Below are 17,585 nucleotides of genomic sequence, written 5' to 3'. Positions count from 1 at the left end.
AAAGGAAGCAGACATGGCTGCGCCATCTGAATTTTCAATCCATTGTCAAAATTGTAGCTTCAGTCACTTGTGTCTGCCCGTTGCATTGAATAAAACCGAAGTCGAATCATTGGATGACATTGTGGAGCGTAAGAAGCCGCTGCATAAAAACGATACGCTTATCCAAGCCGGTGATAAATTTCATGCCCTTTATGCAGTCAGGTCCGGTTCATTCAAATCCTTTATCAGTGATCCTGAAGGCGAAGAGCAAATTGTGGCGTTCCATTTGCCCGGAGACATCATCGGTTTTGATGGTTTGCGCGAGCAGCAGCACCAGATTTATACCAAGGCACTGGAAACGGCAATGGTCTGCGAGCTACCGTACGATACGCTTGATGAGATGTCGGTCTCTTTTCCGAAACTTCGTCAGCAAATCATGAGTTTTATGAGTGCAGAGATAAAGCATGATCATGAAATGATGATGCTGTTAAACCGGCGTACGGCCGAAGAACGGTTGATGTATTTTATTGCTCGCTTGTCCAACAGGTTTGAAGAGCGTGGCTACTCTCATCGTCAGTTTAATCTGTCTATGACCCGCAGCGAAATCGGCAATTATCTTGGGCTGACCGTAGAAACAATCAGCCGGCTTCTCACCCGTTTCCAAAAGGAAGGCGTCATTGAAGTGTCAGGAAAGCTGATCACAATTCTAGATTTCGACAAAGTAAACGAAAAACTTAAAGGCATTACGCTGACAACCGCTTGCCGCTAACTTTTTTGATTTAAAACAAGGTTCTTCCGGCTTTTGCGAACTACACTCAATAGAGGTATTGATGCAAATGTCGGAGGCGACGGTGATTAATTACAACTCCCTATTGGTGGTGATCGACAACGATCTTTCCACTCAGCCTGCCCTGTCCCGGGCCCTTGAACTTGCAGCGAAAACCGGAGCTCAGATAACTGCTCTGTATGTGGCCTACGATTTTTCCTACGAAATGACAACGATGCTGTCTTCAGACGAGCGCGAAGCAATGCGCAATGCGGTAATCAAGGATCGCACGCAATGGGTACAGGACATTATCGACTCGCACAACAGTGATATTGAAATAGAAATTGTCGTTAAATGGGAAAGTCGTGACTTTGAGGCGATAATTCGCACGGCAATGGCACATCACGCGGACATTATTATCAAAGCCAGTAAAAAAGCAGATGATTTAGTGTCTGTTATCTTTACACCTACTGACTGGCACCTGATGAGAAAAGCGCCGATGCCGGTGCTGATGGTAAAAGATCATGCCTGGCCGCCTCAGGGTAATATTCTTGCTGCGGTGAATGTCGGTACAGACGATTTAGAACACGCCAGATTGAATGACAAACTCACGGAGATTGCCCGTGATTATGGAACCCTCCTGACGGGGACTGTCCACTTGGTAAACGCCTACCCGCGTGCACCTATCAGTATTGCTATTGAAATTCCCGAATTTGATACCGAAGCCTATCATCGCTCCGTCCACGACCATCACATGCAGGAAATGACGGCACACCGAAAGAAATTTAAAATCGATCCGCATTGCTGCCATGTTGAAGAAGGGCTGCCAGAACAGGTTGTCGCCAGAAAAGCCCATGAACTTGATGCCGAGCTTGTGGTTATTGGCACGGTAGGCAGGGTTGGCTTGTCTGCTGCGTTTATAGGCAATACAGCAGAACATGTTATCGACACACTGCACTGTGACGTACTGGCTGTTAAGCCCGACGGGTTTGAATCGCCGATCCAACTGGTTTGATAAAAACCTGGTGTACGGGATGACGTCAGGGGCCTGGCTTTTGTATAATCGGGGTTTTGTATTCCAAGTTGTAAACTATGAGTCAGTCAGCCAGCGATAAAATCTCTAGCCACAGCGCGCAGAGCAAGCAGAAATACAGTTTTAATAAATTACAGAAGCGCCTGCGCAGAAATGTCGGTAAAGCCATCGGCGATTTCTCGATGATAGAAGACGGCGATAAAGTGATGGTTTGCCTGTCTGGTGGTAAAGACAGTTATACGATGCTGGATATACTTCTGTTTTTACAGAAAATTGCGCCGATTCGTTTTGACCTTGTCGCGGTAAACCTTGATCAGAAACAGCCAGGCTTCCCTGAACACATTCTTCCCGAGTACCTTGACGAATTGGGCGTGGACTATCAGATTGTTGAGGAAGACACCTACTCCATTGTAAAAGATAAAATTCCGGAAGGTAAAACCACCTGTTCGCTATGCTCACGACTTCGTCGTGGGATTTTATATCGTACAGCGACCGAACTGGGTGCGACGAAAATTGCGCTGGGCCACCATCGTGATGACATGCTCGAAACATTGTTTCTGAACATGTTTCATGGCGGAAAGCTGAAGTCGATGCCACCAAAACTGGTCAGTGATGACGGTAAGCACATTGTTATTCGCCCACTGGCATACTGTAATGAAGCGGATATTGAAAAATATGCTACCGCCGTCGCGTTTCCGATCATCCCCTGTAACCTGTGCGGATCGCAGGAAAATCTACAGCGCCAGAATATTAAACATATGCTGCAGGACTGGCATCGTCGTTTCCCGGGTAGAATTGAGTCAATGTTCAAGGCGATGCAAAATATTGCGCCCTCGCATCTCCTTGACAGGTCACTGTACGATTTTAATGGTATCGAACGTTCTGATTCTGCCGTCGCGGATGGCGATACGGCGTTTGACAGCCCGACTTTTTCAGAGGAAAGTGAGCAAAAATCTGGCGTGGTGCAGGTTGTAAACTTAGCGGATTAGGATTTATGAAGATAGGAATAGCACTGGGTGCGGGTGCTGCCCGCGGATGGACACATATAGGGATAATACAAGCGCTGGAGAAGTTGGGTGTCAAAATAGACATCGTGGCAGGATGCTCCATCGGTGCGTATGTGGGTGCTGCCTATGCCAGCGGTAAGCTGGATGAACTGAAAACCTGGTCATGCTCACTCACCGAATGGCAGGTGCTGTCACTGATGGGCATAGGGATCCGCCGCGGCGGCCTGGCCAGTGGGCAAAAGGTGTTTAAAAAACTGCAGGACGATCTATGCGCACCCACCTTTGAAGAGATGGAAAAGCAGTTCGCTGTGGTTGCGACGGATTTACATTCCGGGCGGGAAGTCATGTTTACCCAAGGCCCGGCAAGTGAGGCTATTCAGGCTTCCTGTGCCATTCCTGCTCTGTTTAGCCCGGTTGCCTATGAGGGCCGCTGGCTGGTCGATGGCGCAGTGGTTAATCCGGTTCCGGTTAACTTATGTCGTCAGATGGGCGCTGATTTTGTCATTGCTATCAACCTTAATGCTGATTTCAAGCCTCAGCGGCTGGAAAAGCAGGAAGAAGAACACGAGGAAAATGAGCGTAAGACCGACCATTTTCTACAAAAGAGTTCCAGTGCCATTCGTCAGTGGTTATCGCCGGACAAAGGCCCTGACGAAACAACACCGCCTGGTATTTTAAGCGTCATGAGCAGTTCATTAGAGATTTTACAGGCCAGAGTGACCCGCTCCAGGCTGGCAGGCGATCCCCCCGATGTGCTGATTGAGCCAAACCTTGCCGATGTGGGGCTGCTTGAATTCCATCGCGCAGAAGAGCTGTGTCAAAAAGGCGAAGAGACCGTAAACAGATTGGCGGAGCAGATCCGCTACCAGTTGGTTTTAGGCTGACATTTTAGTCGCGTGATGCAATAGCAGTTACGCGTAACGGTTTCTCAGGTAGCGTCAGCGCCTTTTTCTGCTTTAACCAGGCTTTAGGCAGTTGCAGATAACCAGCGTTGATATTCGGTGCATTTTTTACCGGTCGACTCATGTTGTCATCGTCAAACTGAAAAGTCAGTCCCTTCACCGATGGCATCATAAAAGACAGAAAGCTTCCCATTTCGTTAAAAAACGCTTCATACTGTTCTATCAGCATCGCCAGCTCATCAGCGCTGTAATATGTTTTAAGGTATTCAGGTTTAGTTTGTAACTGTACCGACATATCACAGACATTTGCCGCCTCTTCCAATTCAATCCGGATCATCGCACTGGCCAGCTTTAGCGCTTTTTCCTGTGGCAATGTAAAACGTTGCTCACTGGTGACCGTTATCGGCATCGTCTTTTTATCAGTCACAATTTCAGCTTTTTGAATTTCACACAGGCGGCCTTCTCCCACCCGGCTGAAACCAAAGGCAAATTCCAGTGCCTGTACATCATCACCGTTTAATTTACGCAAATGGCTGTAAAAGCGGCTGTACTCAACCTCCAGCAGTTCAGCGAAAGCAGGCTGTGAGCAAAATAATAATAATGCACCGGTTATCCAGTTTTTCATTCTGAGGCCTGCTCTTCCGTCAGGTATTCACGGTTGAACCGCATCATAGACTGAAGCTCTTCGACATAAGCCGCCCCGCGTTGCGAATAGTTCATCAGGCCTTCTGCCAGGGCCATACCTGTAATTTCTTTTTGATTACGGCGTAAGCGCGCTCGAATATCGCGTAAATCACTATAGGCATTGTGGCGGTTAATATTTCGCATGTAGGTATAGGTGGCGCGGGATAAGTTATCAAACTTGGCGACTTCATGAGAAGCACCGCGGGTGCGTTTAGACGGTACAAAGCCACACCCTTTTCTGAAACACCATAATCCGAAGAAGTTATACCCTTCCTGAGCAAAACGACTTGTGCCCCATGCAGACTCATTCGCAGCCTGCGCCAGGACGAGTTCAACAGGTAAAATATCAATGCGGTTGAGCAATGTCGTCAAACGCCCGGCAGTATCCTTTTCCGGCTTTACCTTGTATTCATCCACCAGCCAGTCGATACGCTCAATGTCGTCTTCATCCAGTGATTCACCGCTACTGCGTTTTCGCTGCAACGTTTGAAGATAGTGACGAAGTGATAACAGATAGTCGTTCTGCTTTTCTACTTCCGGACGCAGGTAATTGTAAAATGCTTCTTTGCGACTTTTTACATCATCATAGGAGGCAAAATCAGGAACCGGCTCTGATGCCTGCTCTGTTTCCGGCACATCCAGAATATCGGGTTCACGGGTTGCCAGTATCCACGCATTTATAACAATAACCGCCAATACGCCTATCGTAATCAGAACAATTTTAGTGGTTTCACGTTTATGCATCGAAAGTAGACTCATCCTTTGTGTTGCTTACGGTTGCCGCTGCGGGTTCAATACCAAATAAATCACTGTACAGTAATCCCAGCGTCGCATAGTAAAATGGCATAATCCAGAATAACGCCAGGCCAAGCGTAAATAAGGCAATAAACCCTAATGCTACAAAGATAACAAACAAAAGTGCAAAGGCAGGCAGGTAACGATTCACCACACGACAGGAAAGCACCAGTGCACGAGTGATCGGCAGCTTTTTATCAGCAATTAACGGCAGCGTAAAAGACGTTGCCACTAAAAGATACAGCCCGGGTAATACCAGTAACCACATTCCCAGTTGCGTGAGGATACTCATTAGTAGCTGGGCCACCGCCAGCGGTAAAACAGCCGGGACGTAGCGAAGCAATTCTGAAAAAGATGCGGATCGCCCTTCTTCAGCTTCCGCCATCAGTACCGTCATCGCTGTGGTAATCGGAGTCAGCAGAAAAATAATTGCCAGATTGATCATAAACTGTTGTCCCTGACTAATTTCAGCCAGGGCATCCAAAGGGTATTGAGAAATCAGAATAAAAATTAAGAGCGCACAGATTAAAAAGACGATGCCACAGCCGCTAAGTAACAGTGAATAATGATTACGTACCAGATTATTCGCGCGTGACAGCACTTCCTTCACTGAAAAGTCATAATTACCATCCAGTGCCCGTTGTAATTTATTTTCGTTTTGAGTCGATGAAGAATCAGACAAGCGAACCTCGGTGTTTATTATTTACATCGCTAGTATACGCTAAAATATATAGCATGTGTCAGGCTGACCAGACCAGCTTCAACGCAAGCCCTATCAACAAAACCCCCATTGTCCGATCCAACCAGTATCCTTTACTGCCTATTAACTGTGCGACTTTGCTGGTACTGAGCAGATAGGATAAAAAGCAAAACCACGCGCCTGTTGCCACCGCCAGGTAAATACCATAACCGAGTTTAACGTTAAGCGGCGTGTTTACATCAATGAACGCTGTAAACAGCGAAAGAAAAAACAACGTCGCCTTGGGATTGAGTCCATTGGTAAGAAACCCAACCCACAACGCCTTTTTATCCGATAATGTTGCCTGCGGTATCGCGCCGTTTTGCACTTCATGCGCGCCGTCCTTCGGCGGACCACTCTTAAGCGCGCCAACGGCGAGATAAACCAGATAGGCAGCGGCCAGATAACTGATTGCGGTATACAGCCACGGGGTTGTTTTGATCAACACGCTTAATCCGACAATGGAATAAGTGACATGAATGAAAATGGCCAGGCCGATACCAATACTGGTATACATGGCAGCCCGACGTCCGAAGCTCACACTGTTGCGAACCACAATGGCAAAATCCGGTCCCGGACTGGCAACTGCCACAAAATGAATTAAGGCGATGGTCAGAAATTCCTGCATTTTTCTTTACTCACCCAGCAACGTTTGAATATAGGCTGGCACCACTTCAGATGCCGGCCCCTGGCGATAATCGTCAAATGCATCAGGTCGGGTTGGCGCTTCAGTATTTAACTCAACCGTTTTAGCGCCATATTGTCTGGCTACCTGAACGAAACCTGCAGCAGGGTAGACCTGTCCGGAGGTACCAATAGCGATAAATATATCCGCACTGGACAAGGCGCGTTCAATTTCATCCATGTATAGCGGCATCTCGCCAAACCACACAATATCCGGACGCAACGTACCTGAGGGTGTACAGCATCCACAGGGTGTTGTTGCATCAAATGCAGCAGTAAACGATTGCGATCGTCCAGAGCGCTGGCACCGTGCTGATAGTAGTTCGCCGTGCATATGTAATACGCGTTTGCTACCAGCCCGTTCGTGCAAATTGTCTACATTTTGAGTAACGATCAAACACTGATCTCCCAGTTCCGCCTCCAGCTGGGCTAGTGCCTGATGGGCCGGATTCGGATAAACCTCCTTTTGCTGCAACTGTGCCCGGCGCAAATTATAAAAGCGGTAGACCAGTTCGGGATTGTGATGAAACGCTTCAGGCGTCGCGACGTCTTCAACACGATGCTCTTCCCACAAGCCGTTATTATCACGAAATGTCTTAAGCCCTGATTCGGCTGAAATACCTGCACCTGTCAGTACCACTACAGAAGGCTTCATGCATCCGTCTCCACCGGTCGGCTGGGATCGGCACCCCACTCTGCCCAGCTTCCGTCATAAACACTGACGTCGGTGGCGCCACATAATGTCAGTGCAACAGCAATAATGCATGCTGTTATCCCCGAGCCGCAGGAGCAGATTATTGGCTGGTTGAGATCGATAGATTTACTGTGTAACAGTGTTTTTAATGTCGGCACCGATTTAAATGTATCATCATCATTCAACACTTCACGGTAGTGCAAATTGATCGAGCCTGGAATATGACCTGCTCTGACGCCCTGTCTGGGATCAGCTTCGCGTCCACTGAAACGGCCCGGGCTTCGTGCATCAACGATCTGCCCTGACCCTGTCATTGCTTGTAATACGGCTTCAGCATCTACGAACCATTCCGGTTTCGGCGCGGGTTCAAACGGTCGACGCGTGGGTATAACAGGTTCTGAATTGATCAGATAGCCGGCATTGCGCCATGCCGGCAAGCCACCGTCAAGCAGACTCACATTGTTATGACCCAGGGCCCTTAACATCCAATAGACCCTTGCTGCGCAAAACTGCCCTCTGTTGTCATAAACCACTACAGGCGTTTGCATACTTATGCCTGACTCCCCAAATAAAATTGCAAGAGTTTGGGTATCGGGCAGCATATGTGGCAGTGCAGAGGCATGATCGCTACCCTGCTTGTCCAAATCCAAACTGACAGAATCAGGCAAGTACGCTGATGTATCATCATCAGAGGCATCAGCCGGATTTTTCATCTTTACCCGCACCAGCGATATCCGCTGCTCAGACATAAGACTGTGTACCTTTGAAGGCTGAATAAGCGCATTATCTGAGAGCCGGGCCATAGCGAGTGTTCCTTCGACGATGTGGTAAACGTATTTCTTATGCGTTGATAATACGTGTCAGTGTGATAAAAATAAATCGCTGTACGTTACCCAATATTCACGATGAGATAAAAAGCTGGTGATCCTTATCTCATCCTGTAATATATATTCATTACTGAATAATACTTATTCAGTAATGCCTGAAAAAAACGCAGCGTTTGTACTGAATCAATGTAATTCTTTCAGTAACCACTGCATATAATAACAATACTATCCTTTACATTGCCTGTTAAAACAGAAGGTTAGCCAGTCTGCCTTTTGGTTTGTATTTTGCTTTTAAGCAGTTGAGATCGATTGGACACCAGTTGTTTCCATTCAAACCAGACAAAAGAGGATAATCGGATGTCAAACCGTTTTAGTGTTGTGACCATCGTAAAAAACCGGACGCAGCAACTCGCCAACTTAATTAACAATCTTGAGCAGGCTGAACGTAAGCCGGCAGAGCTGATTGTTGTCTGGATGGCGCCGCCCTCTGATAACTCTCTGATTCAAAGCCCGCACTTTCAGATTCATCATCGCTTTGTGACATCAGAAGATTTACCTATTGCACAAGCAAGAAATAAAGGTTTCTCGTCCTGTTCGCATGAATTGATATTTCATCTCGATGTCGACTGTCTGTGTCATCCAGCATTCTTCTCTCACGCCATCGAACAGTGGCAACCCAATAAGTTGTATACCGCGAAGGTCGTACAGGTTAAGGATATGCCGGAAAATGCAGATTTTTCGCGGGTTGAGCGGGATAAAAAGCAGCATGTGCATGGGAATCATCAACCCATTCCTGCCAATACCGCATTCCGCTCTTCTGTATTCGGTATCAGCAAGGCTGATTTTACCCGTATCGGCGGGTTCGATGAGCAATATCATGGCTTTGGTATTGGCGATATTGACTTTGCCACCCGTAGCAATGTTGCCGGCATTGAACTTGAGATCCTGAATTTTGATGTTTATACCCAACATCGTGCAAATTATGACTACCCTATCAACCATTTGTTGGATATTGTCACCAATGCGAATGTGTTTCATAGCAAGTGGGGTTATTATCCCGCAACACACTGGCTCGCGGCGTTTGTAAAAAATGGCTTTGTTAATAAAGATTATGAAACAAAGGGCCTCTCTGTGCTGCGACTGCCTACCAGTGAGGAAGTTGTAGAAACGCTTAGTGAAGAATCTGACCATAATACACCTGCCAATGCGTCACGCATGACTGCATAATGACTTCCATGCCCGCTCGGATTCTGAGCGGGCCGTTGATCCAATTGTTATGTTTATTAATAAACATGCATAGACTTTACTATTTGCCTAAGAGGTTGCTGTAGATGGCAGGTAACAACAAAAGTAAGCCTGAAAAGTATCGATTCTTCGTTAAAGATAACGTCGTTTTCGATATTCCCAGTGACGTGTATAGCCCGCGTCAAGTCGACAAATGGAGCCAGGCAATTTTAAAAACGGCCCGGGAGCTGGATGACTGGGTTATTTTGAGTATTCCGGACATAAGTCACACCATCACACAAAGTGCTGCCCGTCAGATGAAAACAGACCTTGCCAGGCTCAGTGAACACGGATGTAAAGGATTATTGATACTGACTTCTACCGTTAATGCCAAAATATTTGCCCATGCACTGGACGATGCTGATGATACAGACGGGTTACAGATCACCGGTTCTGAATCCATTGAAAACTTGTGCCAGAAAGCGCAGCAACTGCTTGGCTCGCCGGCTGTCCTCAACTTTATCGGTGAATAAATTTTTCTGTGAAATATCGGCATGAAATCGACGGACTGCGTGCGCTTGCGATTGTCCCGGTCATATGGTTACACGCAGGCTTCAGTGGATTATCAGGCGGCTTTTTAGGCGTTGATGTCTTCTTTGTTATTAGTGGCTTTCTCATCACATCTATTTTGTTAAAAGAGATTGCAAGCGGCACATTTTCAATAACCTCATTCTATGAACGGCGAGCACGCCGAATACTGCCAGCCCTGTTTATTGTTGCTGCGCTAACGACACCGGTTTTAGTGGCTGTCACCCAATCCCCGGAGACATTACGAAACTATGGTGCCAGTCTCGTCAGTGTCGCCACGTTTGTTTCAAACTTCTATTTCTGGCAAACATCAGGCTATTTTGGCACAACCTCAGAACTCAGCCCCATGTTACACACCTGGAGCCTGGCGGTAGAGGAACAGTTTTATATTATTTTCCCGCTGCTAGCTCTATGGATAGCGCCTTTGGGCAGACGATGGTTTGCATGTTCGATAGCCTTGATATTATTGGTTTCACTGGTTATAGCACAGGTGTGGCAGCTAGCAGACCCATCCGGCAATTTTTATCTTTTACCCAGCCGGGCCTGGGAATTGATGGCAGGTTCGCTGGCCAGTCTCATGTTCTCGGGCCGCTATATCGATAAAATAAGTAAAAACGTATCGAATCTACTGGCGGTATTTGGCGTTTTCCTGATTATTGCCAGTTATATCGGATTTACCCCTCAGACCGCTCATCCTTCTTTTCTTACCGTGCTGCCGGTCGCAGGCACTGTGTTAGTCTTATTATTTGCTCACAGTGACAACCTGACAGGCCGGTGTTTAAGCATCCCGGTATTCATCCAAATCGGTGTTATCAGTTACAGTTTATACCTGTGGCACCAACCAGTATTTGCTCTGACACGAATTTATACCGATGGTCATCTTAGTGTACCAATGGCGCTGGTGGGTATTGTACTTACAAGCATATTGAGTTTGCTTTCGTACCGGTTTATTGAGACCCCCTTTCGTAATCGACAACGGTTTATCCGCCCTCAGGTATTTAAAGCGGCCACAGCAGGACTCTTTGTCGCAGGTATCATCGGAGTGCTATTCATAAACAATGTTCAGATACGAAAATATAGTGAACCGCAGAACATGGCGAGGTTTGAAACGCTTGCTACCGCCTACGCCTCGCATACCAGTCAGCCGATGGTCGATAAACCCTGCAAATTCTGGTCGCCTGTACTGGATGCAGCATTTATTAAGAAGTTCGAACAGTGCCGTCAGCAACACGGGCAGGCTATTTTTATTATAGGCGGCAGTCACGGCATGGATTTATATAATGCGATTGCCGTAAACAGCCCGCACAAATTCATTGTCAGCGTTTCCCGGGGCTTGTGTAGAGCACACGGCTATAACGGGAACCCAAGGGATCTTCCCCATTGCCAATACGAAGATTTTCGTCAGTTTGCCACTAATTACGGTAATGCAATTAAGCTGGTTTTATATACTCAAACGCCGGACCGTTTGTTTGTGAACAATGATATTCACGATAAAAACGGCAATGAAATTAATAAAAAATATGTCAGTGATCTCGTGCGCTATCTGACATCGCTCAACGTTGATTACAATCTGAATGTTGCTGTGATAGGCATGTTGCCGCCAATCACGAAAAATCCTGTAGACTGGGATTATCGGCAATCACTGAAGCAGCAGGCGGCAGAATACCGATCACCGGTTGCCGAAGAACGTGCCAGGCAGCTGGACACACTACTTGGCAATAAGCTAAGTGACGCTGGCATCCGCTATATTTCAAAGTTTGAGGGAATGCAGCTTGAATACCCGGATGATCTCGTCATTGATGGGGCCCTGACTTACTCAGACAAACGGCATTTAAGTCAGCACGGAGAAAAGGTGTTTGGTGAAAGGCTCTGGACGCACCTGAAAGAACAGGCGATCGTGGATTAGCTACGTCGATAAGTTCGTGCTGGGAAAATTTAGTCTTCATTGTCTTTTGACGCTGCGGGACTTAACACACCAAACTTTCTCACGTGCGCTTTTTTATACGTCCTGTCAGCAGCTTTAAACTGACGATAAATTTCTCTGAACGCTGCGTCCGAGGCCAGCGTTTCCTGAATTTTGATAACCAGCTTTTTCTTTAGTTTTCGCTGCTCAGCGTTACCCATCTCGGCTACCGCGCTGGCGCCCATTACGTTTCCGCGATTAATCTCATCCTGCATGATTTCCTGATAGATACGCCACTCATAATTGTTTTTACACACTTCGTGTTTAATGTGCGAATTTCTGCGAGTCCGTCGCTTACAGGTAAATGCTAAATCTTTGTTATCGACAAGCTTGTTAAACATTTGCATGAAAGCAACGCGCTTTTCGTTTCTTATCTCGAAATAAAGACTCAGGGGCTTTTGCCCGATGACTTCGATGTTTTCGATGTCATCATCAGCTTGCTGCGCGGCTACAGGCGAAGACAAGGCAGTTATCGATGTGAGAAGTATCGTTACTGTACGCCTCATCACTCTCTCCATTGAGTAAAGATGTCCATCCAAAGACAACTTACTTTAAAGATTCCACAGACAGTAGAAGATTGCAAATATAGAGCGAGTTACACTTATGAATGGAGTACGCCGTTATTTGAAATACAGTAGTCAGGAGGTTATTAAAATACGGAAAACGCAATACTGAGGCGAACTTCAGATAAGAATAATAAAAAGATAAGAAATAAAAATGGTGCCCGGGGCCGGACTTGAACCGGCACACTCTAACGAGCGAGGGATTTTAAATCCCTTGTGTCTACCAATTTCACCACCCGGGCATTGGGTCGGCTTTCGCCTGGTGCAGGTATGGTACCTGTGTGCTTTAACAGCGATATGGAGGCGGAACCCGGAGTCGAACCGAGATAGACGGATTTGCAATCCGCTGCATAGCCATTCTGCCATTCCGCCATATTGTAAGGATTAGCTTAGATGTAATCCTGACATCTGAATCTAACCAAACACATTGAAGTTTGGAGCGGGAAACAAGATGCGTAACTGGCAACCACGTTGTCGCGACCCGTCGCGATGAAATGTTTACCCTACATCTGAATCCAACCAAACTATTTAAAGTTTGGAGCGGGAAACGAGATTCGAACTCGCGACCCCAACCTTGGCAAGGTTGTGCTCTACCAGCTGAGCTATTCCCGCGCTTTTTTGCGTTTTTTAACTTATCTGATCTATCTCTTCGTCACTTGCCAAACTTGGCAATCACTTCGTGACGAGGTATGTGCTAGACCAGCTGAGCTATTCCCGCATAATTAACACTGTCTCAGTGAGCGTGTTGTGCTGCCCCGAAACAGTGGGATGCATTCTACCGCCCCCTCATCAACTGTCAATATTAAATAGCAGTAAATTCTTAGATTTATAACCGTTTGCTAGTTTTTTATGCATTTTGCACATTGAACAAACAATGTTTTAAATCAAACCTTTCCAGACAGATGTTTCGATGCGGCGATCGTATAGCTGCACATTGACCATAACGACAAAATGGCAGCGACATACAACAGAATGTAGCCAAGACTTACCCAGAAAATAGGAAAGCCCATAAACGTTTCCAGCCCCGACAATAATCCAATCAACGCCAGCATTTGTGTCATCGTTTTGGCTTTACCTATAAAGGAGACCTGCACCAGCTCACGTACGCCCTGGCTACTCATCCACTCTCGCAGGGCACTGACATATACCTCGCGGATTAAAAGAATGATGGCAGGGATCGTGATCCAAAGCGTGGCATAGGTATGCGTAATCATCAGCAGCGCAGCGGCCACAATCAGTTTATCAGCCACCGGATCCAAAAATGCACCAAACGGTGTTGACTGTTTTAGCTTGCGTGCCAGATAACCATCGAACCAATCGGTAATGGCGGCCAGCCAGAATATAAATGCACCGGTTTCATGTGCCCAGCGCCAATCAAGGAAATACACAATCACAAAAACGGGAATAAGAACAACTCTGAATAGAGTGATGATATTGGGTACTGTCCACATAATAACTTCTCTGTTAACACCACTTATGGCAGCGGCAAAGCCATTTCAATACAAAGCGTTAGCTATGCAAATGGTCGTATATTGTCTCAGCCAGATCCCGACTGATGCCCGGAACACTCGCAATTTCTTCTTTACTTGCCTTTTTAAGGCCTTGTAAGCCCCCCATAAATTTCAGGAGTGCCTGTCTGCGTTTTGCCCCTATCCCCGGAATACCTTCTAATGTAGAAGTATTCTTAACTTTTTGTCGACGATTTCTATGCCCGGTAATGGCGAACCGGTGCGATTCGTCGCGGATATGCTGTATTAAATGCAGTGCCGGTGCATGACTCTCCATCGGGATAGTTTCGTGACTATCCGCCAGAATAAGCGTCTCCAGGCCCGGCTTACGCGTTGTACCTTTAGCCACACCAATTAACATCGGTCGCTTTTCATCCGGCCACTCTTCAAAAAAGGTTTCCGCCTGGGCTAGTTGCCCTTTGCCGCCATCAATGAATAATATGTCCGGAATTTTGGCGACTTCACTGACTGTCTTATAGCGACGCTTGAGCGCCTGTGCCATCGCCGCATAATCGTCACCGGGCGTGATTCCTTCGATATTATAACGCCGGTAATCTGCCTTTAACGGCCCTTCCCGATTAAACACCACACATGATGCCACAGTTTGCTGGCCCGATGTGTGACTTATATCAAAACACTCCATACGCTGAATAGGCGATTCTCGTTCAAGGGTTTCTTCTAAATCAAGATATCTGGCATGCACGGATTTCTGTTCGACGTAGCGCGCATCTAACGCACTTTGTGCATTACTTTGCGCAAGCTCCAGATACCGGCGTTTTTCATCGCGCGCACCTTTGAAAAGTTTTACCCGGTGACCCGCTTCACTACTGAGCAAATCCATGATTGCTGCTTCATCACTCAACGTATTAGGAATGACAATTTGTCGGGGGATCACTTTATTACCTGCCAGATAAAATTGCAGGAAAAAAGACTCAAAAACTTCATCTTCGGTGGCGGTGGGTGGCACTTTGGGATAAAACGCCTTGCTGCCTAACAACTGTCTGTCACGAATAAACATTGACTGGATACAGGCCATATTGCCTTTTACAGCGAAGCCGAAAACGTCCATTTCGTCTTGCGTCCCTGCTACCCACTGACGTTCCTGCACTTTACGTAATGCGCCAATCTGATCCCGGTAGCGTGCAGCAGCTTCAAAGTTCAAATCAATCGAAGCCTGTTCCATTCGCTCTACCAGCGTACCAATTACCTGCTGGTTCTTTCCTTTAAGAAAGAGGCGGGCAAGATTCACCTGTTCGTTATATTCTTCATCGGTAACATAGCCCTCTACACACGGTGCACTGCAGCGTTGCATCTGATATTGCAAACAAGGCCGGCTTCTGGCGCGGTAATAGCTGTCCTCACATTGTCGAACGGGAAAAATACGCTGCATTGAGCGTAGACTTTCACGCACCGACCAGGCACTGGGATAAGGGCCGAAGTATTCGCCTTTGCGTTTTTGTGGCCCCCGATGAAAAGATAAGCGGGGGTGCTCGTGATCAGATAAGAATATAAAGGGGTAAGATTTGTCGTCTCGCAACACCACATTGTAGCGAGGCTTGTATTTCTTTATGAAATTGTTTTCAAGCAGGAATGCCTCGGTTTCGCTGTTAACCACCGTGACATCCATATCCGCGATCTGATTCACCAGCGATCGGGTTTTGGCATTATCCACCTGCATCCTGAAATAGCTGGATACCCGCTTTTTCAGGTTTTTGGCTTTACCGACGTAGATAACCTCAGCCTGATCATTATACATGCGATAAACGCCGGGCTGATTAGTCAGATGTTTTAAAAATTCAGCAGAGTCAAAGGTCGCCATTACAGCCTTAAAACGCGTTAGGATCGATGAGCTTGTGCCGGTAAGCCAGATGTGTCAGCTCTACATCCGTTGCTACACCCAATTTTTCAAACATCCGGTACCGGTAGGTATTTACCGTTTTAGCGTTAATGCAAAGCTCTTCGGCAATGTCAGGTACACGCTGGCCGCGCGTCAGACGCATGGCAATATTAAGCTCTCTGGTAGATAAAGCGTCAAAGGGGTTATTTGAATCTGCAGATAATTTGCTGATGGCGATAGTTTGTGCGATGTCCGGTGCCAGGTATTTCTGGCCCGAGGCAACCTTATAAATCGCGCGGATCATTTCTTCATGTTCAGCATCTTTGGTTAAAAAGCCGAACGCGCCAATCTGCATAACCTGGGCTGGAATGGGATGCTCTTTGTGCATCGACAAACAAATAACACGGGTGCTCTCTGCCATCCGTAAAATTTTACGGGTCGCCTCAAGACCGCCCATACCGGGCATGTTGACATCCATCAGAACAACATCTGGCGCATTGCGACGACAAAGCGCAACTGCATCTTCGCCACTGCTTGCCTCTGACACCACCGAGAAGTCTTTAACATCATCAAGTATACGCCTGATACCTGTTCTGACTAACTCATGATCATCTACCAGAATAATTTTTATCAAATTCTTACTCACCGACAGTCTATATAATCATTGATGTGCGCCGCGTAGGTTCACAGCGAAAACATCATACCACGGTTCACTATGGTGTGAAGTACTTAGGTGGTTTCTTTAATTAACCACAGCCGTATTTGAGACACAGATAAAAACGCCAATTTGTAACAAGCTAAACCTGCTTTTTTGTTCGGTGTAACAACCATTATCTGCATTGACTACCCAGTATAGTAAATCATGATGCAGAATTGGAAGTGGTTGGCGGTAACAGAAACACAGCGCATGCCCGCCTTTGGTAATAGAGCTTTACACTCGTGAAGTTGTGATACAGAGGAAATGCTGATGACATCACATCATCAGCCTGTTTTTTTATTGCCCAATCGGCGGCAAGTCAAACCATAAAGCTTCAACGCGCTCAGAGGCTGTAAACGTAACATCATCGACCTGATAGACGCCATAACCATCGCCGTCAGAAAAAGTATGTTCAGCGGTTGCCAGCTGCCCCTTAATAACATGCAAATACCCACTGCGGCCTTTGGTCGAAATTGTGACGTCTTCTTTGTCATCCAGGACCATTTTGTACAATGTAACATCCTGATTTATTGAAATCGCCGTATCACTGCCCTCTGGCGTCACTATAGGTGACAATTTTCCCTCCTGCGTAATCGTCTTTTGTGCGTACGAAGGTCGGATGCCGTGATGCTGCGGCATGATCCAGATTTGCAACAGGTGCGTGGGTACCGTATCTGACGGATTGAACTCAGAATGAAGAATGCCCTTACCGGCACTCATTCTCTGGATGTCGCCCACTGGTATAATGGCCTGGTTGCCCTGACTGTCTTTGTGCTCAAGCTCACCGTCTATAATATACGTGATAATTTCCATATCCCGGTGGCCGTGCGTATCAAAGCCGTAGCCCGGTTTCACAACATCATCGTTTATGACCCTGAGTACAGAAAACCCGGTATGCGCCGGGTCGTAATAGTGACCAAACGAAAAACTATGTCGGCTTTTCAGCCAGTCGATTTCAACATTCCCCCGTGACTCAGCGCGTCTGATATATTCCATCCTTCCCCCTTGCTCAATTAGGTGCATAGCAACATGCGATAACCAAAGTGTAGAGCCAGATTCGTAGAATGAAAATTGCGATATATTGCACAAATCATT

At 46.8% G+C, this 17,585-nt stretch carries 18 protein-coding genes and 3 tRNA genes; 7 read left to right on the top strand and 14 right to left on the bottom strand.

Annotated features, from left to right (window positions below; genetic code table 11):
• Positions 1-13 precede the first annotated feature (13 nt).
• From fnr to rssA, 4 genes are all read left to right on the top strand, one after another.
• Entirely contained in the window at positions 14-748 is a 735-nt protein-coding gene (gene fnr, locus HHX48_RS01705) for a fumarate/nitrate reduction transcriptional regulator Fnr (protein ID WP_191021902.1), read from the top strand.
• 82 nt (positions 749-830) lie between these two features.
• Complete coding sequence (gene uspE, locus HHX48_RS01700) at positions 831-1,760, top strand: universal stress protein UspE (protein ID WP_397541058.1); 930 nt, start codon at positions 831-833, stop codon at positions 1,758-1,760.
• A gap of 77 nt (positions 1,761-1,837) precedes the next feature.
• Entirely contained in the window at positions 1,838-2,767 is a 930-nt protein-coding gene (gene ttcA / locus HHX48_RS01695) for a tRNA 2-thiocytidine(32) synthetase TtcA (RefSeq protein WP_191021900.1), read from the top strand.
• Positions 2,768-2,772: 5 nt separating this feature from the next.
• Positions 2,773-3,669 carry a patatin-like phospholipase RssA gene (gene rssA, locus HHX48_RS01690; RefSeq protein ID WP_191021899.1) on the top strand — a complete coding sequence of 299 codons (897 nt, stop codon included), beginning with the start codon at positions 2,773-2,775 and terminating at the stop codon, positions 3,667-3,669.
• A gap of 4 nt (positions 3,670-3,673) precedes the next feature.
• Here rssA and HHX48_RS01685 read toward each other — a convergent pair whose 3' ends face one another.
• Genes HHX48_RS01685 through HHX48_RS01660 form a run of 6 tightly spaced genes read right to left on the bottom strand, consistent with a single transcriptional unit; the run spans position 3,674 to position 8,086 of the window.
• Positions 3,674-4,312, bottom strand: coding sequence for a DUF2987 domain-containing protein (locus HHX48_RS01685; RefSeq protein WP_191021898.1), 639 nt, complete (start codon positions 4,310-4,312; stop codon positions 3,674-3,676).
• Complete coding sequence (locus HHX48_RS01680; RefSeq protein WP_191021897.1) at positions 4,309-5,115, bottom strand: glucosaminidase domain-containing protein; 807 nt, start codon at positions 5,113-5,115, stop codon at positions 4,309-4,311. Before HHX48_RS01680 ends, HHX48_RS01685 begins: the two co-directional genes overlap by 4 nt.
• Complete coding sequence (locus HHX48_RS01675; protein ID WP_191021896.1) at positions 5,108-5,848, bottom strand: DUF2189 domain-containing protein; 741 nt, start codon at positions 5,846-5,848, stop codon at positions 5,108-5,110. Before HHX48_RS01675 ends, HHX48_RS01680 begins: the two co-directional genes overlap by 8 nt.
• A gap of 58 nt (positions 5,849-5,906) precedes the next feature.
• Positions 5,907-6,533: a LysE family translocator gene (locus tag HHX48_RS01670; protein ID WP_191021895.1), complete on the bottom strand. Its 627-nt coding sequence runs from the start codon at positions 6,531-6,533 to the stop codon at positions 5,907-5,909.
• A 6-nt stretch (positions 6,534-6,539) separates the two neighbouring features.
• Positions 6,540-7,244, bottom strand: coding sequence for a Sir2 family NAD+-dependent deacetylase (cobB, locus tag HHX48_RS01665; RefSeq protein ID WP_191021894.1), 705 nt, complete (start codon positions 7,242-7,244; stop codon positions 6,540-6,542).
• A complete protein-coding gene (locus tag HHX48_RS01660) occupies positions 7,241-8,086 on the bottom strand; it encodes a sulfurtransferase (RefSeq protein ID WP_191021893.1) in 846 nt (281 codons plus the stop codon). Before HHX48_RS01660 ends, cobB begins: the two co-directional genes overlap by 4 nt.
• 381 nt (positions 8,087-8,467) lie before the next feature.
• Between HHX48_RS01660 and HHX48_RS01655 the strand changes: the two genes are divergently transcribed.
• From HHX48_RS01655 to HHX48_RS19005, 3 genes are all read left to right on the top strand, one after another.
• Positions 8,468-9,337 (top strand): glycosyltransferase family 2 protein, encoded by an 870-nt coding sequence (locus HHX48_RS01655; RefSeq protein WP_191021892.1) that lies wholly within the window; start codon positions 8,468-8,470, stop codon positions 9,335-9,337.
• Between the two features lie 104 nt (positions 9,338-9,441).
• Positions 9,442-9,867: a hypothetical protein gene (locus HHX48_RS01650; protein WP_191021891.1), complete on the top strand. Its 426-nt coding sequence runs from the start codon at positions 9,442-9,444 to the stop codon at positions 9,865-9,867.
• A gap of 8 nt (positions 9,868-9,875) precedes the next feature.
• The gene (locus HHX48_RS19005; RefSeq protein ID WP_191021890.1) at positions 9,876-11,828 is read left to right on the top strand and encodes an acyltransferase family protein; all 1,953 of its coding nucleotides are present in this window, start codon (positions 9,876-9,878) and stop codon (positions 11,826-11,828) included.
• A 29-nt stretch (positions 11,829-11,857) separates the two neighbouring features.
• On the opposite strand, the gene HHX48_RS01640 is transcribed toward HHX48_RS19005, so the two are convergent.
• From HHX48_RS01640 to HHX48_RS01605, 8 genes are all read right to left on the bottom strand, one after another.
• A complete protein-coding gene (locus tag HHX48_RS01640; protein WP_191021889.1) occupies positions 11,858-12,391 on the bottom strand; it encodes a hypothetical protein in 534 nt (177 codons plus the stop codon).
• 212 nt (positions 12,392-12,603) lie between these two features.
• Positions 12,604-12,690: transfer RNA gene (locus tag HHX48_RS01635), tRNA-Leu, on the bottom strand.
• Positions 12,691-12,746: 56 nt separating this feature from the next.
• A tRNA-Cys gene (locus tag HHX48_RS01630) sits at positions 12,747-12,820 on the bottom strand.
• Between the two features lie 164 nt (positions 12,821-12,984).
• Positions 12,985-13,060 (bottom strand) — tRNA-Gly (locus HHX48_RS01625).
• 272 nt (positions 13,061-13,332) lie between these two features.
• Positions 13,333-13,899 (bottom strand): CDP-diacylglycerol--glycerol-3-phosphate 3-phosphatidyltransferase, encoded by a 567-nt coding sequence (gene pgsA, locus HHX48_RS01620; protein WP_191021888.1) that lies wholly within the window; start codon positions 13,897-13,899, stop codon positions 13,333-13,335.
• Between the two features lie 58 nt (positions 13,900-13,957).
• On the bottom strand, positions 13,958-15,775 hold the full coding sequence (gene uvrC, locus HHX48_RS01615) for an excinuclease ABC subunit UvrC (RefSeq protein WP_191021887.1): 1,818 nt from the start codon (positions 15,773-15,775) through the stop codon (positions 13,958-13,960).
• Between the two features lie 7 nt (positions 15,776-15,782).
• Positions 15,783-16,427, bottom strand: coding sequence for a UvrY/SirA/GacA family response regulator transcription factor (gene uvrY, locus HHX48_RS01610; protein ID WP_191022585.1), 645 nt, complete (start codon positions 16,425-16,427; stop codon positions 15,783-15,785).
• Between the two features lie 360 nt (positions 16,428-16,787).
• Positions 16,788-17,486: a pirin family protein gene (locus HHX48_RS01605; protein ID WP_191021886.1), complete on the bottom strand. Its 699-nt coding sequence runs from the start codon at positions 17,484-17,486 to the stop codon at positions 16,788-16,790.
• Between the last annotated feature and the right edge of the window lie 99 nt (positions 17,487-17,585).

Source organism: Salinimonas profundi (genome assembly GCF_014750655.1).
Taxonomy (GTDB): domain Bacteria; phylum Pseudomonadota; class Gammaproteobacteria; order Enterobacterales; family Alteromonadaceae; genus Alteromonas; species Alteromonas profundi_A.
Note: the sequence above shows the minus strand (reverse complement) of the source record. Positions and strands in the feature narration are given on the sequence as shown.